This window comes from Pseudoalteromonas sp. NJ631, from assembly GCF_000276645.1.
Taxonomy (GTDB): domain Bacteria; phylum Pseudomonadota; class Gammaproteobacteria; order Enterobacterales; family Alteromonadaceae; genus Pseudoalteromonas; species Pseudoalteromonas piscicida.
The window spans coordinates 141491-165334 of sequence record NZ_AKXJ01000006.1 but is presented as its reverse complement, the minus strand read 5'-3'; the positions used below and the strand labels follow the sequence as shown (position 1 = coordinate 165334).

General features: G+C 43.9%; 19 protein-coding genes. 9 read left to right on the top strand and 10 right to left on the bottom strand.

The window, feature by feature from the left end:
• Positions 1 to 10: 10 nt before the first annotated feature.
• On the bottom strand, positions 11 to 1483 hold the full coding sequence (locus tag A587_RS0112485; protein ID WP_017217883.1) for an alpha/beta hydrolase: 1473 nt from the start codon (positions 1481 to 1483) through the stop codon (positions 11 to 13).
• A gap of 146 nt (positions 1484 to 1629) precedes the next feature.
• On the opposite strand from A587_RS0112485, the gene A587_RS0112480 reads away from it, so the two are divergent.
• Positions 1630 to 3153: a LytR/AlgR family response regulator transcription factor gene (locus A587_RS0112480; RefSeq protein WP_017217882.1), complete on the top strand. Its 1524-nt coding sequence runs from the start codon at positions 1630 to 1632 to the stop codon at positions 3151 to 3153.
• Between the two features lie 14 nt (positions 3154 to 3167).
• On the opposite strand, the gene A587_RS0112475 is transcribed toward A587_RS0112480, so the two are convergent.
• Both A587_RS0112475 and A587_RS0112470 read right to left on the bottom strand, forming a co-directional pair.
• Positions 3168 to 3599: a hypothetical protein gene (locus tag A587_RS0112475; RefSeq protein WP_017217881.1), complete on the bottom strand. Its 432-nt coding sequence runs from the start codon at positions 3597 to 3599 to the stop codon at positions 3168 to 3170.
• A gap of 105 nt (positions 3600 to 3704) precedes the next feature.
• Positions 3705 to 4610 carry a LysR family transcriptional regulator gene (locus tag A587_RS0112470; protein WP_017217880.1) on the bottom strand — a complete coding sequence of 302 codons (906 nt, stop codon included), beginning with the start codon at positions 4608 to 4610 and terminating at the stop codon, positions 3705 to 3707.
• Positions 4611 to 4768: 158 nt separating this feature from the next.
• On the opposite strand from A587_RS0112470, the gene A587_RS0112465 reads away from it, so the two are divergent.
• From A587_RS0112465 to A587_RS0112455, 3 genes are read left to right on the top strand one after another with little or no spacing between them, the layout of a single operon-like run.
• Positions 4769 to 5461: a type 1 glutamine amidotransferase domain-containing protein gene (locus A587_RS0112465; RefSeq protein ID WP_017217879.1), complete on the top strand. Its 693-nt coding sequence runs from the start codon at positions 4769 to 4771 to the stop codon at positions 5459 to 5461.
• A gap of 24 nt (positions 5462 to 5485) precedes the next feature.
• Positions 5486 to 6547, top strand: a complete 1062-nt coding sequence (locus tag A587_RS0112460; protein ID WP_017217878.1) for an NADP-dependent oxidoreductase — start codon at positions 5486 to 5488, stop codon at positions 6545 to 6547.
• Between the two features lie 23 nt (positions 6548 to 6570).
• The gene (locus tag A587_RS0112455; protein ID WP_017217877.1) at positions 6571 to 7179 is read left to right on the top strand and encodes a glutathione S-transferase family protein; all 609 of its coding nucleotides are present in this window, start codon (positions 6571 to 6573) and stop codon (positions 7177 to 7179) included.
• A gap of 60 nt (positions 7180 to 7239) precedes the next feature.
• Here the strand turns inward: A587_RS0112455 and A587_RS0112450 are convergent, their stop codons facing one another.
• On the bottom strand, positions 7240 to 8418 hold the full coding sequence (locus tag A587_RS0112450; RefSeq protein ID WP_017217876.1) for an acyltransferase family protein: 1179 nt from the start codon (positions 8416 to 8418) through the stop codon (positions 7240 to 7242).
• 201 nt (positions 8419 to 8619) lie between these two features.
• Between A587_RS0112450 and A587_RS0112445 the strand changes: the two genes are divergently transcribed.
• Positions 8620 to 9294: a DUF5034 domain-containing protein gene (locus A587_RS0112445; protein WP_017217875.1), complete on the top strand. Its 675-nt coding sequence runs from the start codon at positions 8620 to 8622 to the stop codon at positions 9292 to 9294.
• A 24-nt stretch (positions 9295 to 9318) separates the two neighbouring features.
• Here A587_RS0112445 and A587_RS0112440 read toward each other — a convergent pair whose 3' ends face one another.
• The 5 genes from A587_RS0112440 to A587_RS0112420 all read right to left on the bottom strand — a co-directional run bounded on the left by A587_RS0112440 (position 9319) and on the right by A587_RS0112420 (position 16660).
• On the bottom strand, positions 9319 to 10974 hold the full coding sequence (locus tag A587_RS0112440) for a Na/Pi cotransporter family protein (protein ID WP_017217874.1): 1656 nt from the start codon (positions 10972 to 10974) through the stop codon (positions 9319 to 9321).
• 48 nt (positions 10975 to 11022) lie between these two features.
• The gene (locus A587_RS0112435; protein ID WP_017217873.1) at positions 11023 to 12075 is read right to left on the bottom strand and encodes a helix-turn-helix domain-containing protein; all 1053 of its coding nucleotides are present in this window, start codon (positions 12073 to 12075) and stop codon (positions 11023 to 11025) included.
• Positions 12076 to 12185: 110 nt separating this feature from the next.
• A complete protein-coding gene (locus tag A587_RS0112430) occupies positions 12186 to 13427 on the bottom strand; it encodes an esterase/lipase family protein (protein WP_017217872.1) in 1242 nt (413 codons plus the stop codon).
• Positions 13428 to 13436: 9 nt separating this feature from the next.
• Entirely contained in the window at positions 13437 to 14387 is a 951-nt protein-coding gene (locus A587_RS0112425) for an alpha/beta hydrolase (protein WP_017217871.1), read from the bottom strand.
• A 2-nt stretch (positions 14388 to 14389) separates the two neighbouring features.
• Complete coding sequence (locus A587_RS0112420; RefSeq protein ID WP_017217870.1) at positions 14390 to 16660, bottom strand: TonB-dependent receptor; 2271 nt, start codon at positions 16658 to 16660, stop codon at positions 14390 to 14392.
• Between the two features lie 189 nt (positions 16661 to 16849).
• Between A587_RS0112420 and A587_RS0112415 the strand changes: the two genes are divergently transcribed.
• From A587_RS0112415 to A587_RS0112405, 3 genes are all read left to right on the top strand, one after another.
• The gene (locus tag A587_RS0112415; RefSeq protein ID WP_017217869.1) at positions 16850 to 18556 is read left to right on the top strand and encodes a hypothetical protein; all 1707 of its coding nucleotides are present in this window, start codon (positions 16850 to 16852) and stop codon (positions 18554 to 18556) included.
• 747 nt (positions 18557 to 19303) lie between these two features.
• Positions 19304 to 19552: a hypothetical protein gene (locus A587_RS0112410; protein ID WP_010370628.1), complete on the top strand. Its 249-nt coding sequence runs from the start codon at positions 19304 to 19306 to the stop codon at positions 19550 to 19552.
• A 128-nt stretch (positions 19553 to 19680) separates the two neighbouring features.
• On the top strand, positions 19681 to 20247 hold the full coding sequence (locus tag A587_RS0112405) for a hypothetical protein (RefSeq protein ID WP_017217868.1): 567 nt from the start codon (positions 19681 to 19683) through the stop codon (positions 20245 to 20247).
• 129 nt (positions 20248 to 20376) lie between these two features.
• Here A587_RS0112405 and A587_RS0112400 read toward each other — a convergent pair whose 3' ends face one another.
• Positions 20377 to 20925, bottom strand: a complete 549-nt coding sequence (locus A587_RS0112400; protein WP_017217867.1) for a carbohydrate binding domain-containing protein — start codon at positions 20923 to 20925, stop codon at positions 20377 to 20379.
• 242 nt (positions 20926 to 21167) lie between these two features.
• Between A587_RS0112400 and A587_RS0112395 the strand changes: the two genes are divergently transcribed.
• Positions 21168 to 23843, top strand: coding sequence for a DUF2339 domain-containing protein (locus tag A587_RS0112395; RefSeq protein WP_017217866.1), 2676 nt, complete (start codon positions 21168 to 21170; stop codon positions 23841 to 23843).
• The last annotated feature ends 1 nt before the right edge of the window (position 23844 follow it).

Genomic DNA, 23844 nt, shown 5'->3' with positions numbered 1-23844 from the left:
CTTTTATGGGTTAAGGTGCTGACAGCGCAAGTTTTGGTAGCGGTAGTTGGATTGCTTCTGCGCTGACGGGTTTTCCGCTTAAGAAAGTTTGCATTCTGGCGAGCACCAAGGGTGAGCTTGTATAAAGGTTGTGGCCCGCATTGTTCACCATAATCAGGGTCAAATTTGTGAGCCCTCTCACAGCTTCAAGTTGTTCTTCTGGATAAGTTCTACCGTCTAGACTCCCTGTAAACAATAAAGTTGGGATGTTGGATAGGGGAGCGGTTCTAAAATCATCGCCTAAATCTAGTTTTTTATCTATCAAGTGAAGTGTTGGCATTGGAAAGTTAAGCTTGTCGCCAAGCAAGGCCGTTGGCGATTGGTTTGTCACTTTTGCAAGGCGTTTAGCGGTGATCCCTGAAGCCACATCCATCGCCAGCGGCATCAATTTGAACGTAATGGGCTCATCGGTAAACATTCCACGCTGTAAAACATGCTTTAACAGCTCGGTATTGCCATTATCTAAACCTAAATAAATATGAATTAGCATGGCAAGATATTGGTTAGGATCGGCAATCATCATGCTAGCTAACGACTGAATATGATGCTTTTGAAATAACATGGGTGTTTTTGAGCCGTCTTTTTGTGTAATTTGAAGTGCAATAGGTTGTTGTTCAAGTTTACTGTGCACTCGGCGCATCAAAGCGGGTAGATCCGAAACTTGTTGTTTAAGAGCTTGCTGATTGATAATTCCTTGAATTCTTTCAAAGTATTGATCGGTTAGATAAGGTAGTTTAACGGTCTGATTGAGCCCTTCAGCACTGGCGATAATTACTTTGTCAAGATGCGCTGGCATCGCTTTTATGGCACTGAGTGCCAGATGGCTGCCGTAAGAGATCCCCCAAAGTGATACTTTGTCAGCTTTTAGGTGTTTTCGTAAGTCGTTTATATCTAGCGCATTCTGCTCGGTATTATAACCATATATATCAATATCTTGAGACTTCCATTGAGTAAAGCATTCTAATGCGGCTTTGCGGTAACGGTCTGCAATTTGCGCTTCAGTGGTAACAGAATTAAGCGCAATATGTTCATTAGACACGCAAGGAGCAGCTTGCTCTGACTGGCCCGTACCTCTTTGATCTAGCGCAATAACATCACCAAACTCTCTTAGTGCTTGAAATAAAGGAAATCTTCGCCACTTGGCAGTCGCGATCCCTGAACCGCCGGGGCCACCAGATAAATATACGATAGGGGAACCTTTATTGTTGCCGGTTGCAGGAAAGCGCACATAGTTAATTCTAATTCTTTTGCTGCTGGGGTTATTCCTGTTTTCAGGCACCCAGAGGTGCCCAGCGATGGCATCCGTTGTTTCTCTGCTGTTGGCTTGAAACTCGATTTGTTGCTCATTGCTGTACAGCACTTGCTTATCGCTGCCTTTCGCTGCGCTTACGCATAAGCAAGTGAATAAGCTTAACGCGGCTATTAATGTGTGTGTTGATCGCATAGTATTACTCCTTAATAGTTTGTTCTTATTGAATACCATGGCAACTTTATGGGGTAGTGAACTTCTATGAGAGGCCTATATTTATTGGTTTGTAGGCTCAGCGGTAGTAAAAGGCCGACGAACGGTTAAAGGAAAAGCGGTAGAGTGTGAATATTAATCTTGTACTTTATTTAGTGATGGCTGTGTGTTGCTCGGGCGCTCTAGGTAAGGCTTATGCCAGCCAACCTTTGTTGCCATTTTCTTATGATCAAGCCGTGATGGTTTGCCCATGGTCAGTCTCACCAAAAGAAATTCCACAGTTTACTGAGCCGCAATGTTACCGAGCGAAATTATCTGAGATAGACCCGCAAAATCAGGCTGTTTGGGTGTTAATCGAATTTGAGCGAGCGAAATTAGCCTCAATACCAAGGCCCGTAGGGTTGTATTTATTTGCTAAAACATCAAGCGAAGTCTTTTTAAATGGTAGTAAGGTAGGGAACAGCGGTTTTCCTGCCGTAGATAAAGCTGAGCAAATAGGCAAAATGGACAGCGTATTTTATTTGCCAGACTCACTTATAAAGAAAAGCAATCAACTGGTGTTTGGTCTGTCTGCGCAGCATAGCCTTATTTCATTAGGATACCCAATTCATTTTGTTGGGATAGGGCAATTTGGCGATCCTAAGCAATATATTCAATCATTTAGTGGTTTGGGTCTGATTCTGGTTGGTGCTTTTTTATTGGGCGCATTGTACTTTATGAGTCTGAGCTTTGGTCGTTATGGCAATACAAGTGTTCGGATATTTGCCGCACTGTGCCTGCTTGCGGCAATGCAGCTCAGTGCTGAAATATCGCGAGGATTAGTTGACTATGGCTATGTATGGCATGATATTCGACTGTTGACTGTGACGGCGTTGTCGTTTTTATTTGGCACTTTGTTGCTTGTATATAGCTCCTTAAAAATCGCAGAAAAGCACGCTCTTCACTGGGTTTATATTGGTACTATTGTCACGCTTATTGTTATTATTTTTGCTCCAGGCTTTGATGCTAAAACCACTGCAGGAGTCTTTGTGCCATTACTCGTTAGCTTAGTTCAGCTAGGCTATTGTTGGCGATGCGCGAAACACAATAATTTAGCGACTTGGTTTGTGGTGCAGTTATTGGTGGCAGCAACCGTGCTCTTTGTTGCATCAAGCTTTCACGAAATTATTCACTTTGTGATCATTGCCGTCTTGCTAGTCTACCTTTTCATTCGTCAAGCTAAAGAGTTTCGTGCTCAGCAAGTGCAGCTGAGTAGTGATCAAGCTCATATTGCCAAGCTTGAGTTTAAACTCGCGCAGAATAAACAACTTCAGTCTCCTTCTAAGCTGGAAGTCAGTATTGCAGGTAAAACTGACTATGTTGTGCTCACGGATATTGCGTTTTGTAAAGCCGCAGGGGACTACGTTGAGCTGCATATGAAAGACACTACGCAGAAGCTGTTTACAGGCTCACTAAAGCAACTCGAACTTACTTTGCCCTCTATTTTTGTAAAAACACATCGTTCTTATTTAATTAATCTAAACGAAGTGGTGTCATTAGAAAGTGATAATAATCAGAGCAACTTGAAATTAACCAATGGAGCAAGTGTTCCCGTCAGTCGTCGGCTTGTCCCATCGGTTAGGGCGACGCTTAAAGCGTCAAATAAGCCCTAAGCGCTGCAGACCTTTTAAATTGGGTCTTGCAGAGCTGAAATTAAATACATCGCTCCGTTTGGCTCTATATGGCCGTCGCAGTTGCCGCTTTCTATTTGAGTGTTGCTCAATGCGGCCTGACCATCGGTTGGTAAATAAAGTGCTTTTGATACACGTCTGCAGCTCTTTTGTTGGATAGTTTGCTGTTCGACGATAAGAATATGTCCACCTCCTATCATATAAGCGTTGGGAATGTTGGTTTGGGCTAGATAGGCGACTTTACAGGCTTTATTGTTATTGAAACCGTTTGCTATTATCTCTTTTGAAGCAGGGGTTGAAACGGTAATGACACATTTTTCACCAATGGATACAGCGTATTGTCCCAGTTGCCACTTTGCTGCTACACCGTCTTGTGCAGCCGCTAAATTACTTATGCCGATCGTTGCTATAAGTGCTAAATATTTCATGAAAGCCTCCTTGCATATCCCTATTAATCATTTTGTGGTCACTTTACACTAGTATCTCACTCAGCAGCTGAAAGTTACTAGGTTAAATATGCAATGGGTTGAGGCTTACGCTTCAACCAATTGGCGCTGAAAATACCCTTTTAGAAAATCGAGCAGTAGTCGCACTTTTTTAGAGTTGGTATTGCCTTCTGGGAAAACGCCATAAACATGTATGTCTGGCAGGGTGTAATCTTCTAATACAGGAACCAAGGTGCCGGCCTGTATTTTTGGTAACGCATCGTAAGTTGGAATTCGTCCAAGACCATGACCACCCTCCACAAAAGCGGTGCGTGCCGCTGCATTGTTGGTGCTTATATCGCCTTTCATCGTGATACTATAGGCCCTAGCTCCTTTACTCAATGTGAGCGCCCCCGATGTCAGCTTGTAAATCACCCATTGATGCTGGTAGAGATCGGTGGGGTGTTTGGGGACGCCATACTTTTGCAAATAATCTGGCGATGCGCACAGGCAGGTTTTTAGCACTGAAAGTTTACTGGCTTGCAAACCTGAATCGGGAAGTGGGGCGCCTCGAATGGCCAGATCAATGCCTTCTTTGATGATATTGACGACTTCATCTGTGAGCATCATATCGAGCTGAATTTTTGGATACATAGCTCTAAATTCATTGAGTGCAGGCACTATGGTTTGCAAGCCAACATTCACTGGGCAGGTAAGCTTTATTAGACCGATTGGTTCTTTCTTTAAATTCTCAATTTGCTGGTTTGCAGCAAAGGCTTGCTCTGCAATCACACGGCAGCGCTGATAATATTCGCGGCCTGCCTCTGTAAGTGATATTGTGCGGGTAGAGCGATTGAGCAATTTTATGCCTAACTGTGACTCCAGTTTTTTAACATGGTAGCTCACCACTGCGCGAGACAAGTTTAAATGCTTAGCGGCGCCACTTAAAGTGCCTTGCTCGATAACTTGGGCAAAGACAACCATGCTTTTGAGCTGCTCAAACGAAATATCCACGCACTACTCCATCGACTTTGATAAATTGATTGTATCAATTGTTTGAACAAAGAGTTAGCTTTTGTCTTCATTGTTTAACTAGTCTTAAGCTCATACTTTTATATTTATCCGCAGGCTAAATAGCCTGAAGTTTGAAGAAAGAATGAGAGGTAATTTTGATGACAGCAAAGAAAATTTTAATGGTGCTAACGTCACATGCAGAACTAGGCGACACAGGTGAGAAGACAGGGTTTTGGATTGAAGAGTTTGCCGCACCTTACTATGCCTTTGTGGATGCAGGGGTAGAAGTCACGCTTGCTTCACCAAAAGGTGGTCAGCCGCCTATTGACCCAAAAAGCGAACAGCCTGATTTCCAAACCGACAGTACTACACGCTATTTTGATGATCAAAAAACGCAGGAACTGGTGGCAAATACGCTGCCACTAGCAGAGGTGAACGCGGCATATTTTGACGCCGTATTTTACCCTGGCGGTCACGGACCTCTATGGGATTTAGCAACAGATGCCAATTCAATCCAATTGATCAGTTCCTTTTTAGCTGCAGATAAACCAGTTGGTGCGGTATGCCATGCAACCGCTGTGCTGATGGATGTAAAAGCCACATCGGGTGAGTATCTGGTAAAAGGCAAAGTGGTGTCTGGCTTTACGAATAGTGAAGAGGCGGCAGTTGGGCTGACTGATGTTGTGCCATTTTTATTAGAAGATGAGCTGCTTAAACGAGGTGCTGATTTCCAGAAAGTCGATGATTGGAATGTGTTTGCTGTTAGAGATGGCTTAATTTTTACAGGGCAGAATCCAGCAAGCTCTGAACTTGTCGCTGAGAAAATGCTGACGTACCTAAACCAGCTGTAACCTGCTTATTAAAAGGAATAAATCATGAGTAACGCAATAAACCAAGCTCAAAACGCACAAACGAATCGTCGCATTACCTTGGCGTCACGCCCACATGGTGCACCAACGCAAGAAAATTTCAATTATGAAGAAGCACAGATCCCAACGCCAAAAGAGGGCGAGGTGCTCCTTCGTACCGTCTTTTTGTCGTTAGATCCATACATGCGTGGCCGTATGAGCGATGCAAAATCTTATGCTGAGCCGGTTGCTATTGGTGAAGCGATGGTGGGTGGCACAGTATGCCGAGTTGAAGCGTCAAATAACCCTAAATTTACCAAAGGTGACTGGGTACTCGCGATGAGCGGCTGGCAAGACTATAGCGTCTCGGATGGCACAGGCTTACTTAAGTTAGACAACAATTTACCCAACCCATCATATAGCTTGGGCGTGTTAGGGATGCCAGGCCTTACCGCTTACATGGGACTGATGGATATCGGCCAGCCAAAAGCTGGAGAAACTGTAGTCGTTGCCGCAGCAACCGGTGCTGTAGGTAGCCTTGTTGGACAAATAGCAAAACTGCAAGGCTGTAGAGTAATAGGCATTGCTGGTGGCGCCGAAAAATGCAGTTACGCTACCGAAACACTTGGCTTTGATGCCTGTCTTGATCACCGCAAGGATGATCTCGCTGAGCAGTTAGCGCAGGTATGTCCATCAGGAATTGACGTCTATTTTGAAAATGTGGGTGGCAAGGTGTTCGATGCGGTTATGCCATTGCTTAACTCAAGTGCCCGGGTTCCACTTTGTGGGTTGATCTCTCAATATAATGCCACCGAGTTGCCATCGGGACCCGATCGTATGTCGATGCTGATGGCGACGCTGCTGATTAAGCGAGTGAAAATGCAAGGCTTTATTGTATTCGACGACTATGGGCATAGATACAACGAGTTCAGCGAAGCGATGCTGCCGTGGTTAAACGCGGGCAAGATTAAGTACAAAGAGCACTTGGTCGAGGGGATGGATAATACTGTCGAGGCATTTATTGGCTTATTGGAAGGTAAAAACTTCGGCAAACTTGTTGTGCGCTTAGGTCCAGACGAACTCGTATAATTAAATTTATCAGGAAAAATTAGATGTTAACTGTTCACCACTTAAACGAATCACGCTCGACAAGAGTACTTTGGCTTTTACATGAACTCGACTTACCTCACGACCTTGTTAAGCATCAGCGCAATCCTGAAACGCGTCTTGCACCCGAAAGCCTAAAACAGGTGCATCCGCTCGGAAAAGCCCCCGTGTTGGTCGATGACAGCCTAGTCTTATGCGAGTCAGGAGCGATTATGGAGTATTTGCTCGATAAGGCCGAAGACAGTCGTTTGCGACCAGATGCGGGGACACCTGAATACTATCAATATCAAGAATGGTTGCACTTTGCTGAGGGGTCATTGGCACTGCCGGTGATCGCATCTTTGATGATGAAGATGGAGCAGCGTACAGGCGATAAACCAATGGATGGTTACATTGCTAAAGAAGTCAATGTCGACTTTTCTTATATAGATGCCACACTCGCCAAGCAAAGCTATTTTGCAGGCAACGACTTTACCGCCGCCGATATTATGATGACGGTGATGCTAGAAATCGCAGACAAAGTCGGCTTGCTCACAGCGCATGGCAATATCAAGGCCTATCTTGAAAAAGTGCAAGCTCGCGCCGCATATCAAGCCGCACGAAGCCACGGTTAGCCTGTTTAAAAGCCAGAGCTTTGCTCTGGCTTTTGCGAAAGTAACTTCCTCTACTAAAGTTCACTCCGTCAACATGTCTGCTTTTACATTTTTTTGCTTGGCTTTTTTGCCGTTTAATAAGATGCCAATCACCGTATTTCTAACCAAATAATGGTAGCTAATAATGCCTATCGTCACCGTCAGAGATAGAGCAATAATAAACTTGATGAAGACAGGTACTTCAAGGTTCGTAAGAGGAAGTTGAATATACACAAGGAGCGGAATATGGGTGAGATAAATCCAATAGGATGCGTCTGAAATATAGCGACTTTGTTTGTTAAATTGATTTAACCACTTGAACCCAGCTAAATAAGCGACAGCAGTCCAACTGAGAATGGCGATGGTTTGAACTACAACGCTGATCAAATTGATTTTTTCAGGCGTTGCGTCGCCTGTTTTGACCGCGATGATGACTTTTTCAAGCGATGGTGGTGGCGGCAAAAAGTAAAAGTATGCAACCAATAAAGTGCAGGCAGTAATTAATAACCAATTGAATTGTTTTGAGTAGCGAGTTACCACTTCATGATGATGAAATAGTCCTGCTCCCAACAAAAACAAAGAGCCATAAAACCCGTAAGCCCACCAATGAGGTTGCAGTTTATCAGGAGCTGGAAATGGCACCATCAAATTGGACATAGATGCCGTGATGATAACCGGCAATATAACGCATAAAAAGACTGGTTTAACAACGATAGCGAGAGTGTGTTGATAAAACTTTGGAAACTTGTGTAACAGCCAAAATAACGCACAAAACTGGCTTAAATACCATAAGAACCATAAATGCATGCTTGTCACCTGTGGCTCTTTTATCTGCTGCATAACACCAAACAATGGTGGCGAGGTGCTGGCAACGCTGCTGCCCCAATGCATCGCATGTAATAACACCAGTAAGGTAAGCGGTAGGAAAATAATAAAGGGGATGAGTAGTCGTTTTAACCTGTTTTGAATATAAGCTTTACCACCACGTTTTTGAATAAGCAGGGCGGCACAAAAGCCGGCGATGATAAAAAATAGTGGCATTCTGAATAGGTGCGTCCACATGGCGAGGTAGTTAAAAAAGACATTTTTGTCTGGATCGACACTGATCCAAAGGTTATGAAAATAAGGGCCGTAAGCTAAGGCCGCATGAAAAACAACGCCAAGCAATAGTGCTAAGCCTCGCATATTATCAATATAATGAAAGCGCGCGTTGCTGTGCATTTTGCTGTCCCTGTGTTAGATACTTATCAGTTGGTTATACTATATTTTCTTGCCCAATAAAATATTGAAGAAAAGCGAACTCTTTAGACTGAATCGTTGTTACGAAAACATTTAATAACAAATAAAGAGGGTGACCGACTTTATTTTTATCCTGATTTGGACTCAAAATAGAGACTTTATCTCGCTGGAAAAGGAACCAGAATGAAAGCAAAATTGATATTTGCAAGCGCAGCATTAGCGGTAGGGTTAATGGGGTGTAATAGTGACAGTAGTGGTCCACATGGCGGGGATAAATGTGGTGACATTGCCAAATCCATGTTTGATATTACAGATTTTAGTTTAGGTGAATTCAAAATAGAACATGGTAATGTGGATGAGTTTGTCAACTCACCATACGACAGCACCCTTCCCATAAATTATCAGGAGCTAGTTTTACAGCTTAAAGCAGACACACAATATGTCGCAGGGGTAAGCGGACCAAGCTTTCAATTCTCTTTGATTAGTACCGCGTACGCATGTTCTCCCATATTACCCTTTACGACTGAAAGTATCACCGATATAAAAATTACCTCAAGCGCTGCGTTTAGCGACGAGTTATCTGCCGGTTCAAGTTTAAATGACGTGTTTGACGTGGTCTTTATTGGCCTTGAATACAGCAATCAGGTTGCTTACCGCCAGTTAGAAAGTAGCGAAAAAGACTACTTTTCAATATCCGAGTTTTTAAATATAGAAGAAAAAAGAGCCAGCAAATTTATCCAGTTTGCCCTGAACAGTGAACCTACTTATAAACAGAACCATGTATTTTATATTGAGATTTCACTGGATACCGGCGAGCAATTCTCGCTTGAATCTCAAGAACTCAGTTTTACCGAGTAATACTAAAAGTATCACACCACAGCGCTAAGCTGTGGTGCTGTGTTCACTGCTTTGAATGCTTGATTGAGGTAGCTCTAGCTGCGCTTCAATGGCGTGGATCAGCAACATTGCTTTATGCCACTGCTGTGAAAGTTGCCACATTTCCGCTAGTGTATTGATATTGCTTACCATCTTATCTATCGCCAGTGACGCGTGAGTACCTGCCAGAATTAAGTCGTCTTTCACATCGTCATGTAAACGTTGCAATGTCTCTTGCGCCAACGACAGCTCTGCAGGTGTTACGCTTTGCCCATGTAAACTGGTTTTCATAAAGTGGCTAAGCTGGGCTTGGTATTCATTCAATTGTGCATGCAAGTCATGATGCTCTGCGAGTTGCTTATATGGAGCGTGTTCCGTTAATTGTTCTACACAGTGACTACAAGTAAACAAATACTGCTCAATACGCATGAGTTTAGCGAGTAGTGAGGTGGTCTGTGATGATAATGCTGATTGCTCTACCGACACAATAAAAAGGCTAATTTGCTGACACAGAGATTGGATTGCATGGAGTGCCTGTTCAACTGCGAGTTTATCGGTTGGGAGTAGGCATTTATCAAACTGGGCTAACACCTTATCTGCAACGAGTTTGGACTCAAGCAATAACGCATTGATTGCAAGCTCTGGCGTTTGGGCGATGGTATTATCTAAAAAGCGTGGCCTCGAAGCCGTCTCCTCGGCACTACAAAATCGTTTCATTAAGAAGCCAGCGAGCCTGTCATTGAGTGGAAAGATGAGTAGCACGCCCAAAATATTAAACAAAGTATGAAAAAGTGCCAATGACAACGCAGGATCAGCAGTGACGCCGAAAAGCGCGGTAAAATGGTTGATGAGATAAAACAGCACTGGCAACACCGCGAAAGCGACCATCGCAGTGAACACATTAAATATGACCTGAGCCGCTGCGACGCGTTTGGCATTAGAAGTTGCGCCAATGGATGCCAAGATAGATGTTGACGTGGTGCCGACGTTTGCGCCGATGACCATCGCGCCTGCGGCATATAATCCAATCATACCACTAGCAGCGGCGGTAATGGTCAAGGCGATGGAAGCACTGGAAGATTGAGTGAGAGTTGTCATCACCATACCCACCAGCAAAAAGGTCAACATGCCGTTTATTCCCTCTGCGGTAAATTGGCTTAAATCAAAAGCAGCGACAATATGCTCAAATGCGCCTTTGAGAATATCAATACCGATAAAAAATAGCCCAAAACCAACTAAGGCCATGCCTGCCGACGCTAGTCGCGAGCGAGGAAGTAGCAACTTCATCAGGGCACCAATGCCTATCAAGGGGAGTGCGATGGCTTGGATATTAAATTTAAATCCAACCGCGGCCACTAACCAGCCAGTGATGGTGGTGCCAACATTGGCGCCATAGACAATACCAAGCGCCTGATGCATGGTTATAAGACCTGCATTTACAAAGCCCAAAGAGGCCACAGTAACCGCGCTGGACGACTGCACTAAGGCTGTCATGCAAAAGCCAGATGCAATACCGCGCTGAGGGGTTTTGGTCCACACACCAAGCACTCGACGCAGCGACGACCCGGCTGCTAGTTTCAGGCCGTCTGTCATCATGCTTATCGCAACTAAAAATATCCCCAAACCGCCAAGTAGCGTTCCTGCAAGTTGAAGTGTTTCCATATCCCTTCCACGTATTACATTTTTACTCTGTTTGCTTGTTGCACAATATCACTTTTGTTGTGCTTTGCTTTGTTTAACGTCAACTTTTACCGTAGAACTCAAACTCTGCAGAAATTGCATAGGCGTTACGCCGTTCCACGACTTAAACGCACGGATAAAGCTACGCTCATCTGAAAACTGCAGCGTGTGCGCCACTTCATACAAACTACTGCCTTGAGTCAGTCGCAGTTTGGCCTGCTTGTTCTGTACGTTATTTTTGAGTTGCCTAAAACTGGTTTGATACTCAGCGAGCCTTCGTCTTAATGTTGCCGGACTGATATTGAGCTTGTCAGCCATTTGTTCTTGGCACAGTGTTCCCGCGTTAAGCTCACTATAGACTTTATCGAGCAAGTTGGCATGGTCGTTAATCGACTGCTGATGATGGAGCGTATTTGCCAGTGAATGGTAAATGGTACTGAGCGTTAGGTACTCTAACTTCGCCAAGTCTAATGATTGATTCGTTTCTTGGTATTGATAGGTGAGTAAGTAGCGATTGCTTAAGGGTTTAATGGGAATGTGGGTGATAACCGAATTTAGCAGCGAGTTTGAGTCACTTTTGGTCTGCACTTGTGTGAGTTGAACTTGGGTGGTTTCGGCGCACACATATTTTACGAGGCCATGGATCAATATCAGCATGCTATCTAACATACAGCGAGAAAATTGCGCGTCAGCGGCCGTGGCATAGTCAAAGGCCGCATCATCAATTATGTAACTCACTTGAGAGTGTGATACCTCGCAGAAATTGTATGTTCCCGCGTGGATAAAGTTATAGCCTCGGGCAAGCTCTTGTAATAGCTGAGTAATGGTACGGCAATGACGCAGGCTATTGAATACAAATTCGTTGGTGCCCGGCAGAAGTTTTTTGCGGTTGAGATTTAGACTTTCGTCATTGAGTTCGACAGCACAGTGTTCCATCACGCGCATAAACTCAATGGCATCTAGGGCGTCAATAGCTTTATTGATAGCCAAAGACCGAGCGACCGCAGCAAATTCCAGTTTTGCTGCGGTGAGTGTGTGCTGCATTAATTGCACGTAGCAAGGTGCAATGGCGGTGTTTGACATAAATACGTAAGCTCATCCTGTCACTCTCAACAATTCAGTTAATCAACATCAACTCTAGATAGCAATAGTTTTGCGTTGCAACTTTAGTGCAGTATTTTGTCACCACTCATCTAGGGTGTACTTAACCAATTTTTGATTTGGTTGATTGCACTGGGCTCCCAGCCAAGCTCTAGATGGTTGGTGGCCACAACCGCTGAGCCAGCCAAGTTACTTATTCCTGTGCTGTCGATGCAGCTACTGATAAATACAACGCCATCGGAAGGGCCGGTATGTTCATTGTGAATAAATGCCATGTCGGCCTGATCGCCGCAAAGATTATAAACTTGAACGCTGCTGTCGGTGCCAGCGCTACGAACTTGGTCTACCAGTGAGTTGACCGTAAACGTTGCAATACCTCGGCCTTTGCTCACAAACCCTAAGCCACCGTAGTAAGTGGTGTACCAATCTTGCTCTGTGGTGGGGAGTGCATATTTATCATCTAGTGCTTTTAGCATCTGCGCGGAGCCGGGAAAATAAGGTGAGTCGTAAACCCACTCGGAACTTGAATACCATAAGCCAAAACATAATATCTGATCATGCGCAGTAGGCCCATTTATGCTGCCGCCACATTGCGAATAAGCACCATAGGTATGATTAACGCCGTGACGAAATGACCAATCAATGCCGTTGTTGGGGGCGCCGAGCATCACTAGTTTGCGTACATCACTGTTGAATTTAGTGCTCCAAGCATTGGTCAAAGAAGAAATATACATGCGGGCATTAAACGCGCTTTTTGACCAAGTGACTAAATCGACTTGCGTTGCCCCCGTCTTATTTTTAACCTGAGCGATGGCATTGGCGATCTGCTCCGCCCAGATAAAGCCATCGCCATTTTTATGCGCCAGATTTAAGGCAAAGACTTTGTAATCATCATTGGCAAGCGTTTGCATTAAGCCTTGCGAAGGGCAGTTTTGTCGACCACAGCCGTAACTACCGGCCTCGTTTGGATTTGCCCAAGCCAAATCAGCATCTTGATTGGCACCGTGGATCAGCAACACCGGTGTTTGGCGGCTGTTACTATCCCAACCCGGCGCATGATAAAGCAGAAACTGCGCAGAGCTTGGTTGGTTAGATGCAAAGAAAGTAGCACGCTGACCTGATTGATTGCCACGGCCGTCAGCAGGAAAGCTTTCATTGCCAATATGCCCTGAGTTATCTCGCCACCTTTCAACTTTTTGCCAGCCATTATTAATACCTGAGGTATAGGTGGCTTCAAGTGTCGCTGAAGCGTGCGCTAAGCCACTTGCTGCGAGTGAGATAAAAACGAGCAAACCATAAGTGTGAGTGCGCAACGCCGTATTTGTGTTTTTCATATTCTTATCCTAGGTCAAGTCATGCTTTAACTGATTGGCGATATTGCTGCGCGCGAGCTTGCAGACGTCGAGCACGGCAAAGGAGAAAAACGCATGTATGGTATTTTCAAAGCAAGTCAGGGTATTAAGCACACCCGCTTGCTTTAGTTTTTTGGCGAGCAGTATTCCCTCATCGTAAAGTGGGTCGCAGCCGGCAAGCAACACACTGGTGGCAGGAAGATGCGTCATGTCTTCAATAAATAATGGCGAGACATTGACGTCCGCCGCGCTTTGCTCGGGTGCTAGATACCAGTCGCAGGTGTCTTTAATTGCCTCCCTGGTTAGCAACAAGTTTCCATCGCCATACTGCATGCGTGACGGATAGGTTTCATGGGGAGAAAAGGAATCAACCACAGGGTAAACTAGGTATAAGTTACTTAGGGTGTTTGGTTGTTGTTGATGTAAGTTATGCGCTCCAACAAGCGCTAAGTTACCACCTGCACTGTCGCCCATCAGGGAAATCTTAGTGGGGTCTAGCTCCAACTGCTGGTGGTTTTCTTGCAGCCAATCTACTACGGCGAGCACTTGCTGCAGGGCGCATGGAAACTTATGCTCGGGCGCGAGGCTGTATTCGACACTGAAAAAAACGACACCGGATTGCTGGCATAAGTCTTTTACCAGTCCGTCATAGCAGTCGACATCTCCTAAAGACCAGCCGCCGCCGTGGATAAACACCACCGCGGGACTGGGGCTTGCCAAAGACTGCGCTGGGCGGTAACAGCGAACGCCCACGTGAATACCATTGTGTTCAATGTGTAGGTCTTGGCGACTTACTTGTGCTTCAATCTCTCCCGCGAGCCCCAAAAACATCGCTCTTGCGCCTTGTCGTGAGGTCTCAATGGAGATTTCGATGTCATGAATGTCGCCAGCTTGAGCCGCGAGGTCGTCTAACAATGCTTGTGTTTGTTTGTCTAATTTCATAATTAAAACTTATATTTAAGGTTGATACCGTACGTTCTAGGCGCGCCGTAATAACCAAGTTGAACCCCAGGTGCTGCGCTAAGATCGAAGCCGTGTTGGCGATAGCGTTTATCGCCTAAGTTTTTGCCGTATAAACTTGCTTCCCAACTGTCGTCCGCGGAGCGGTAGTGTAGTGACATATCAAAGAGGGTGTAGCCTGACTGTGCGAGCACCTCAGAGCTGCTCACGGTGAGATAGGTTTTACTGCGATAGGCGGCACTAGCACGTATTGAAAATTCGCCTTGTGTAAAGGCGCTAAAGAAGTATTCAAAGCCTGCACGGCCATTCCATTTGGGTGAATTAACCAGCTCTCTTTCATCACTGACTTCTTTACCAAAGTCGCCGATAAGCTCATCATAACCGCCCCCTAAATAGCCCAGATTGAGGTTCAGAGTGAGGTTATCGGAAGCCACGGCTTCGAGCTCCATTTCTGCGCCGTAAATAGTGGCTTTACCTGCATTTTCAAACAGTGATAAAAACGCACCGGTGTCGGGGTCGATAGAAAAGCGGCTGAGCTGAAAGTTTTTGTAGTCATTGAAAAAAGCCGCGGTATTTAAGCGAATATTCTGATTATTCAATAAAGACTTAGAGCCAATTTCATAGCTCCACAAGGTTTCAGGCTCAAAAGGTTGTGCAAATGAGGTGATCCGGCCGTTAAAACCGCCACTTTTAAACCCTTTTCCAGCGCTCAGGTAAACCATGCTGTCGTCAGAGATGGTGTAATCGAACACCACTTTTGGGGTAAATTCTTTCCACTCCTTGGATGCGCTGTAGCCTGTAGGGCTATAGCCAATCCCCGTGCCGAATACCGCCTCCATTTCCTCAGCTGTTGTTACACCGGTGCCAAAAAATTCCTCACCTTTGGATGTGACTTCTTTTTTCTCTATGGTGTAGCGTGCGCCAAGCGTGACGTCGAGCTTTTCAGTCAAAGACCAAGAGAGGTTAGCGTAGAGGGCTGAGCTGGTATTTTCTTGATCGCGTTCTCCTGCGTTAATAACAGGCCAAGGTAGGTAAACCTCTGGCGCCACCATAACGAAAAAGTCCGGTGCTACGGAGCCGCCAAAACTCAGATCGTCCTCATTAAAGTAATAGAGCCCAGACACCAAGGAGAACTCGTCGTCTTTGTATAACCATTGAAATTCTTGGCTTATCTGCTGTTGATCTTCGAAGTTAAAAATACCAAATGATGCATCGGGAGTGGCATCTAAGTCTAAGTGCGTGCGGTATTCCATTTCGCGTCGAGCAGTGATGGATTTAAATACCGAGTGCCCCGTGAGATATTCAAGTGTTAAGCTCGCTCCCGAGGTATCGAGCTCTTCTAAATCGTTGTAGTTAACGTCAACGAGAAAAGGGTCTTCCTCAGGCGCATAATAGCCTTCTTTTATCACCGAATAGATAGGCGTTTCTCGATGTGGAGTGCGTGAGCTTGAGGGAGATGCGTTCGAGCCATCGACGACTAAATAGGCCGAAAAATTCTCACTTGGTTGATAAAGTAAGCTGCCGCGCCATGCTAGGGTATCTTTGTCGTGGTCGTCACTATTGTTATAGCGATTCTCACTAAAACCATCTCGGCTACTTTTGGCAATCGCAAAACGTCCAGAGAGCGTGTCTTCAATCAATGCACCGTTGACGCTAGCTTTTACCGTTCGAGCATTATAATTTCCAAGCGCCACGCTGACATACCCTTCGTTGTCTTGCGAAGGTTTGGCACTACTGAAACGCACCGCGCCACCTATGGTATTGCGACCGTAAAGGGTGCCTTGTGGACCACGTAATACCTCGATTTGCTCAGGGTCGACAACATCTAAAAAGGCACCTTGAACGCGCCCAAGATATACGTCATCGAGATACACACCAACGCCGGGATCGTTAAACGAGATAGAGTCAATTTGGCCAATTCCGCGAATATAAATGACCGCGTTGGAAGCATCACCTAAGTGCAGGTTGAGGTTCGGAACGTGAGACGCCAAGTCACCGAGATCTTGTACGTTCATCTTCTCAAGCTCTGAGGCGGAGAGGGCGGTCACCGCAAGCGCGACATCTTGTAGATTTTCGGTTTGCCGCGTTGCGGTAACGCTGATCCGCTCAATTTTTTTGCTTTGCTCAGAGCTAAGCGTGGATTCCGCTTCGGCATAACTATGGTTTGATAATACTGTCGCTATCAGAAGTGACCAGGTGTGCCGTGGTATTCCTTTGGTTGAACTGACTCTGTGCGATTGAGTTGCTGCAATCATGCTGAGTAACCTTTCGTCGTTATTATTATGTTCTTCAGTATAGGAATGAAGAAAATTCAATAGCTAGGACAAAAACAGTCAACTTGATGAGCAAATTAGCTCAGGGTAGAGCAAAGCCGTACTCGACTAGTATTTAGTCAATAAATAGGTTAATTTTATTGCACCTAAAAAAGATACAATCCGAGTTGCATGAAAAATACAATAACATTAACAATTACTTTGCTATTCTCGTTGCTACTAATGCTATCAACGCCGACTTTGGCATCTGAGAGTGAAAATAAGCTGCAGATCCATGTCCATTATCAGCAAGCCTCGGATTCATGGTTGATACAGTACAAATTGCCTAAAGCAGTTGAGCGGGTAAGCTTTGCAAGACAAAGCAACTTCGACCGCACGCAGCACTACCAAATAACTCAACCGGACTTAAAGTGGCAGCAAGAAGATGGAGTACTATCAATCACCGCAGCGAATGGTAAAAAGTTTACGTCTTTCTCGCTTGCATTTGATTCGTTTTATGGTTTTATCCTAAAAGACTACAGCCAAAATGTGCAATACAGTGATGGCAGCGTTTTGTTTTACACCAATCATCTTAGCCTTAGTGAAAAGTTAACTGCGCAATCTGAGCCTATATTTGATGGGACCCGGTTTTATTTTTATAGCCCTAAGACCGATATTGTTTTCTCGGGCAAGCGATATAAGCATAAGGCAAGCTGGGATTTAGCCGGAGATGGAACTTATATTTACTTTGGCACGATCACTCCCATTGAGAATGACAACATGATAGCGGTAGTAGATCCAGCGCTACCTAAGTGGGTGTGGCAAAACACACAAACGTATTTCCCCAAACTATTTGACTATTACGCCAAAAAACTTGATCAACCACTTAACTTCAAGCCAGTGGTATTTTTTAATTATGCACACTTAGCTGACGATTTTGCCAATTATGAAGGGGGAACGTTAGCTGGACTGGTGCAGTTAAGTGTGAATGGTAAACGTTGGCAAAACAAAGACAGTGAGCGTTTTAATCAGCTCTTCCACTTTCTTGCCCATGAATCCGCTCATTTTTGGAATGGTCAAATGTATGCGGTTGAAGACCATGGACATGCTTGGCTTCACGAAGGGGGAGCCGATGCTTTTGCTAACTTTGCGATGCTTGAGTTTGGTTTTATTGACGCTAAACAGTGGTTACAAAAATTTGAAGAGTCAGCCAATCAATGTTTATTGAACAAAGAGCAAACGGCGCTTAACGAATCAGCGAAGTTGCAACGATACAAAAACTATTATTCTTGTGGCGCGGTAATGGCGCTTGCTAGTCATTATCAGGTTCAAGCTACAAACCCCTCGCTGTCACTTTTTGATATCTGGCGACATCTATTCGCACAAAGTAAGGCCTACTCATACAATCAAAGCGATTACTTTAATGTACTAAATGGCTTAATCGGTAATGATAGGCTTGCTAAGGTGCTGGGACGTTTTAGCGATCAAAGAGTGGAAGATAACCTCAGCGAAATAGAGACTTGGTTTGAAGGCACTGTGCTAAAGGGGGCTGTGTCAACGGACTACCCTAGTTTTTACCATCAACATTGGGGTAAAGAGATTATAATAGAACTAATGCGTACTCATTGCAGCAGGATTAGCCTCAGCTATTACGATGACTATATCAAGACCTACCCGATAGAGAACTGCAAAGTATTTGACCATGACATGGAGATACAGTTTGTAGATGGAGTGGATCTGCTTAAAAATGGGGGATCGGCTTATCAAGCTTTCAAAGCAAAATGTCAGCGCGGTGGCGTTGTTAATTTTGCAGATAGAGCAAAGCAACCTGTTGCCCAAATCCGCTGTTTGGATCAAGTCGGTGCACTTACGCCTTACATAAAATTAACGATCGAATAGTCATACCCGAGGATGTATGGAGGCGATGTCTCTATCAAAAAAGTTGGACGAGCAGCAATGGTGCGATGTGATACGAATTTGAGCTTGTATCATATTTCAACATTATTTATTTAACCGCAGCTCAGGTTATTTATGATTAATATCCATACTCCCCCCCCTTTTCATAGTCGCTGTATCTACTTATTAGCAGTGATGTGTCTAACTTACAGGCTCGACAGTAATTCTTTGCTAAAAGATTTCTTTTATGTGCTGATTGGTGAGCCTGCGTATTACTCACGCTTTGGGTTTAACCACTCCCCAAGGCTTACGGCTTCAGGGATACCTGCAGAATATTTTATGATTAACAGCTGGTGTGAAAGTATCCCTAGTGGAGACGTTGGTTTCGATCCAGCATTTGGGTGAAGCCATGCAGAATCTTGGATAAGTGTTGACCTAAATCTGGAAGGCACTATCGAGATTTACTCAAATAAAACAGTATTGTTTTGGGTACTAACAATTGGCTAGTTTCAATTGTTGATAAAAAAGGTATTAAAATTTCAAAGTGCAACATTTTTTTAAGTGATAACTTTTTGTAAGTAATGGTTTTAATTTTCATTTCTGCTGTAAATTACACTTAATAACTGGTTTGTAGGTTGGGATTGTTCAGTTTGATAATTAACCTATAATTAATTTGGCAGGTAGAAATAAAGCTGATAACCTATCGCCCGTCTTAAAATAATCTCACTTAAACACAAGGATTATAGTGTTATGAATGCTCAAAGATTGGAGCGCATATTAAGTGCGTTTTTGCCTTCTTTTATTGCCAAGCAACTGGCTAAATCACCAAAGCTTTTGTTGTTTGTTGTTCTATTTATCACCTTGCTCGTCATTTTTATTATTAAAGTTGCCTCTTTTGCTATTTACTCTTTGGTCGTGGGAGCTGTGTTATTCGGCTGTTGGATGGCGTGGAGTGGCACTAAACGCATCATGTCGAAGCGCAAGAAACGAGTCTCTTAAAGTTAAGTCAAGATACTCTGGGCTTAATAATTATTACTTAATTAATCTGAAATATATTTTGTCGGTTTGTCTGCCGTATTAGATATTACATAAATTGAAAATCTCAATCTATTTAAGGAAAAATAACCATGAGTCTATTAAATAAATTCAAAACTCAAGCGCAATCTATTGGTAGTAGTATTGGCGAATCTACCAGTAAACTAAGCGGTGATATTGTGTCTTCAACAAAAGACAATGCAAAGCTTGCTGGTTTGAAATCAGATATCGCGTCAATCGATGGTCAACTTAATATTGCATACCAAGATATTGGCCGCAAATACATTGAAAACCTAATCAAAAACGATGGTGCAAACCTTGAAGCTGTATTGCAAGACACTATCGAGCGTATCGACCCGTTAATTAAGCGTAAAGATGATTTAGAAGCGGAAGTTATCGCTATTGAGAAGCAACTAAAAGATCAGATTGTTATTCAGGAAAAAGCGGTTTTCCAAAAAGAGTTCGATGGTGAAAAGGAGAAGCTAGAAAAAGCACTAAAGCTTGATGTTATCTCACAAGACGAGTTTGATACTAAGCTGGCTAAAGCGCGTTTGAAACTAGACAATTTCGATGAAATTCGTAAAACCAAAAAGCAGCACGAAATGGGTCTAATCAATAAAGAAGAATTAAAAGAAAAGCTAACGGCATTAGGTGCGTAATTTTAACGCTTAATTACTCCCTGATTAGCCAGCGCTATTAATTTAACCGTTATCTGTGCTGGCTATATTTTGCCTTTGCGAAAAGCCGCAATATCTCACATCTCGTGTACATCATTTTTAATCAGTAAATTACTCAATTTGAAGACTCTTTATTGCAAGGCTTGCTTCACCACCTTCCACATCCGTTAAATCTGGTACGAAGTAAAGTGCTGAAACATGCTTGAGTATGACCCCTTTGTCTTTTGACCAAGCTGGTGTCCAATTGGGTCTGGCAAAATCATTCAGAGCTACGTTGATTGTTTGCCAAGTGTTTGATGCTGGTAATTTAGTTTGGTAGTGCGCATAGCTTTTATCACCTGAGCCGCCATACTCCTGTTGCGATAACTTAACGATTAAAGCGTTATCACTTTTATACGTCAGTGCGATGTTGAATTGAGAGGGGAGCTGTTTTGTGGGCAAGTCGTAAATAAGTTCTACCCAAGAGTTGTTTTGTTTGTCGACTCGAGGTACGCGTTTAAACTGAATTGCAACTTGCTCTTCATTAACAAGCGGGCCGTTCAGAATTGCTTGGCTGCCATGCGGATCGGTCGCAAAACGCCATTGTTTTGGGTTTAAGTTTGGCTGAGTATAGCTACAGCCAGAAACCGCAACAACGAGTAAAAGTGATAAAAAACGCATAGAAAAAGCCTTAGAACAACGTCCCTAAAATATAATTTTTTAGTGTATTTACAAGGAGGTAATATGGCAACGGGGCTCATGTGCATTTTTGGCCAATGTTAGAAAATTTCAAGTCATCATACTTCTATGCGGCTTGCTAAAGTTATGGCTCCCATGATGAGAGATTGATTTATTGGTGTGGTTGATCTCATACTGTTTCTAATACAGGTTAGCTAGGGCCTAGCAAACAAATAAGGAATCGTATGGAAACGGAGTTTATCTCTTTTATTTTTTATCTTTTTGTATTTATTGGCGCTGTTTTCGCTCTACAAGATAGACAAAGGCTCAAGCAACTTGTCAAAAAAGTACATCAGTTACAAAATACGATAGAGCAGCAAAGTCGCCGGATCTCGACACTTGAAGGTCGTGAATGCTCAGATCAAACACATTCAGAGAATATGCTTTCTGAGTGTGGACAAAAGAATGGCGAAACAGCTGATAGCACATCATTAACAGCACAGACTGCATTGGGCGAGTCCACGGCAACAGCCAATCATACACAACCTCAGCAGCCTGAAAGTACGGTCACTATCGCAAGAGCTAAGCCTAGTAAGAATAAACCTGCCTTTGAATTTGACTTTACTTTAGATTCCTTATTAAAAGGGAATGGACTTTTTTGGATAGGTGCCGTAGTACTAGCTCTTGGCGGCGTTTTTCTAGCTAAGTACTCTATTGAAGCCGGGCTTCTTCCCCCAAGTGTGCGAGTGATACTGGGGGCCCTTTTTGGAATCAGTTTGGTTACTGCCGCTGAAGTCGTAAGTCGCTACAAAGAAAAGCTAAAAATTAATACTCCATACATTTCTGCAGCGCTTGCCAGTGGTGGCGTGATCACATGCTTTGCCATGACATTGGTTGCTTTTGATTTCTATCATTTTATACCGGCTAATATGGCCTTTGTTTTACTCGCCATTATTTCATTGGCTGCGACCTCTTTGGCACTGAGATTTGGCCCAGTGCTCGCAGGTATTGGCATTGTTGGTGCGTATGTCGTGCCTGCCTTGGTATCGACGGGTTCTAATAATATCGGTGCGTTACTGCTGTATATCAGCTTTGTTTCACTCTCTGCGATATGGGTTGCGGATTATGTGAAGCGCAAATGGTTGTGGTGGCAAAGTTTTGTTGGTCATTTCTTATGGTTTTGCACCGCGGTTGCGGTTGGTGGAAGCGGCGACTTTTGGGTGCTGCTGATTTTTGCGCTTATCTCTATGTACTTATATGTGTTGGTAGACGTACTGGGTTGGCGACTGACGAATTCAATGATAAGTCCTTTGCCTATCAAAGATCTATTAATGCCAAGAAAAGAGCAATTGGGGATTATACTCCCACTGTTATTTATCGCATGTGCGCTAATAATAAAAACCCAAATCGATACGCTTATTTGGGCTAATGTCTTATTTGCTGGCGTTGTTTTGTGTGCGGCTTATAGACATAGTGCATTGGATAGTTGGCCATTTTATTTGCTATTGTTTGTACTTCTCTCATTCTACTTGATGCCCAAAGTGGGCACTTACGACGACGTACTTTTTCCTTTCATCGGTAAGTATTTGTTTATTCAAGTGGCAGTGGTCATCACGATGTTATTTAGCATGATGATGATTAAGCGATATCCATCAAGACTCGCTTATTTGATGCTGTTGAACGTGGCTCCACTTGCGCTTTACGGTGTAAGCTACGCTATTTCTCCTAAAGTCACAGAAGCAATTTTGTATCCTGTATGGGCGATTGAAATGTTGGTCATCGGGCTTTTCGCCTCGTATTGTGCGATGAAAACGGATACAAATATTCAACAGGTCACTTACCTTATTTTGGCGAACGCTATGCTGAGTTTGTGTTTTACGATGTTACTCTCGGCAAGCTCGTTGACTTTAGCGATTGCGGCACAAGTAGCGTCTATGAGTTATTTGAGCTGGAAGTACAAAGTGCGTTTACCTGATTGGTTGTATAAAGCTGCACTTATTGCTGTTGTTACCCGTCTTACTTTTGCGCCTTGGCTTGCAGATTACAAGCACGAAACGATTTTAACTATACATTGGACACTTGTTGTCTATCCGCTGGTGCTGGGCATTATTTGGTTTGCTACCAAATACAACCCTTCAAAGAGCCTGAACACTTGGTTTATGGGTGTCGCAATGCATATTGTGGCGCTTCTGGTCACCACCGAAACAAGTTATCTCTTGATTGGTGACTACCCTGATTTTACTAACCTCAGTTTCCAAGAATCCGTGTTGCTAGCTTTGAATTGGCTAGTGCTTGGCGCTGTATATCTGTGGCGAGGGCAGCTCAGCGACAAGGGCAACAGACTTTATCCGCTTGCCGCGAGCTTGCTATTACTTGGAAGCGCGTCGCTCCACTTTGATATTTCGTTTGCCAATAATCCGTTTTTGGATAGGCAATATATTGGAGGCGGTGTGATTAATTGGCTACTTTTGCAGTGGTTGATACCAGCATGCGTATTTGCTGTCATGCTCCAGTTTAAGTTAATGCCACCGCAATTTAAGCGTTTGGTATACGGCCTGATAGCCTTGCTAGGGATCTTATTTATCAACGGTGAAATTCGGGCGTTATTTCATGAGGGTTTCCTTGTGCTGTCGATGCCGATGGAACAACCCGAGTTATATACCTATTCAATTGTTTGGCTATTGATTTCAACCGTATTGATTTTTGTTGCCAAGCGGATAGAGCATAAAGTGCTGATTAACGCCGGTTTTGCAGGGCTAGCCATTGTTATTTTAAAAGCCTTTGTGGTCGACATGGCAAATCTTGAAGGCTTGCTGCGCGCGTTGTCTTTTATCGGTTTAGGCTTATGCCTAGTGGGAATTGGTTGGCTGTTTCAAAAAATGCAGGATCAGCCCAGAGAGGTAAAACCAACGGCGGACTGAC

Coding starts and splice junctions, on each gene's coding strand:
- A587_RS0112420 (WP_017217870.1), bottom strand. CDS start 16,660: ATGATTGCAGCAACTCAATCGCACAGAGTCAGTTCAACCAAAGGAATA.
- A587_RS0112485 (WP_017217883.1), bottom strand. CDS start 1,483: ATGCGATCAACACACACATTAATAGCCGCGTTAAGCTTATTCACTTGC.
- A587_RS0112465 (WP_017217879.1), top strand. CDS start 4,769: ATGACAGCAAAGAAAATTTTAATGGTGCTAACGTCACATGCAGAACTA.
- A587_RS0112455 (WP_017217877.1), top strand. CDS start 6,571: ATGTTAACTGTTCACCACTTAAACGAATCACGCTCGACAAGAGTACTT.
- A587_RS0112430 (WP_017217872.1), bottom strand. CDS start 13,427: ATGAAAAACACAAATACGGCGTTGCGCACTCACACTTATGGTTTGCTC.
- A587_RS0112400 (WP_017217867.1), bottom strand. CDS start 20,925: ATGCGTTTTTTATCACTTTTACTCGTTGTTGCGGTTTCTGGCTGTAGC.
- A587_RS0112460 (WP_017217878.1), top strand. CDS start 5,486: ATGAGTAACGCAATAAACCAAGCTCAAAACGCACAAACGAATCGTCGC.
- A587_RS0112435 (WP_017217873.1), bottom strand. CDS start 12,075: ATGTCAAACACCGCCATTGCACCTTGCTACGTGCAATTAATGCAGCAC.
- A587_RS0112445 (WP_017217875.1), top strand. CDS start 8,620: ATGAAAGCAAAATTGATATTTGCAAGCGCAGCATTAGCGGTAGGGTTA.
- A587_RS0112395 (WP_017217866.1), top strand. CDS start 21,168: ATGGAAACGGAGTTTATCTCTTTTATTTTTTATCTTTTTGTATTTATT.
- A587_RS0112425 (WP_017217871.1), bottom strand. CDS start 14,387: ATGAAATTAGACAAACAAACACAAGCATTGTTAGACGACCTCGCGGCT.
- A587_RS0112415 (WP_017217869.1), top strand. CDS start 16,850: ATGAAAAATACAATAACATTAACAATTACTTTGCTATTCTCGTTGCTA.
- A587_RS0112410 (WP_010370628.1), top strand. CDS start 19,304: ATGAATGCTCAAAGATTGGAGCGCATATTAAGTGCGTTTTTGCCTTCT.
- A587_RS0112450 (WP_017217876.1), bottom strand. CDS start 8,418: ATGCACAGCAACGCGCGCTTTCATTATATTGATAATATGCGAGGCTTA.
- A587_RS0112405 (WP_017217868.1), top strand. CDS start 19,681: ATGAGTCTATTAAATAAATTCAAAACTCAAGCGCAATCTATTGGTAGT.
- A587_RS0112475 (WP_017217881.1), bottom strand. CDS start 3,599: ATGAAATATTTAGCACTTATAGCAACGATCGGCATAAGTAATTTAGCG.
- A587_RS0112440 (WP_017217874.1), bottom strand. CDS start 10,974: ATGGAAACACTTCAACTTGCAGGAACGCTACTTGGCGGTTTGGGGATA.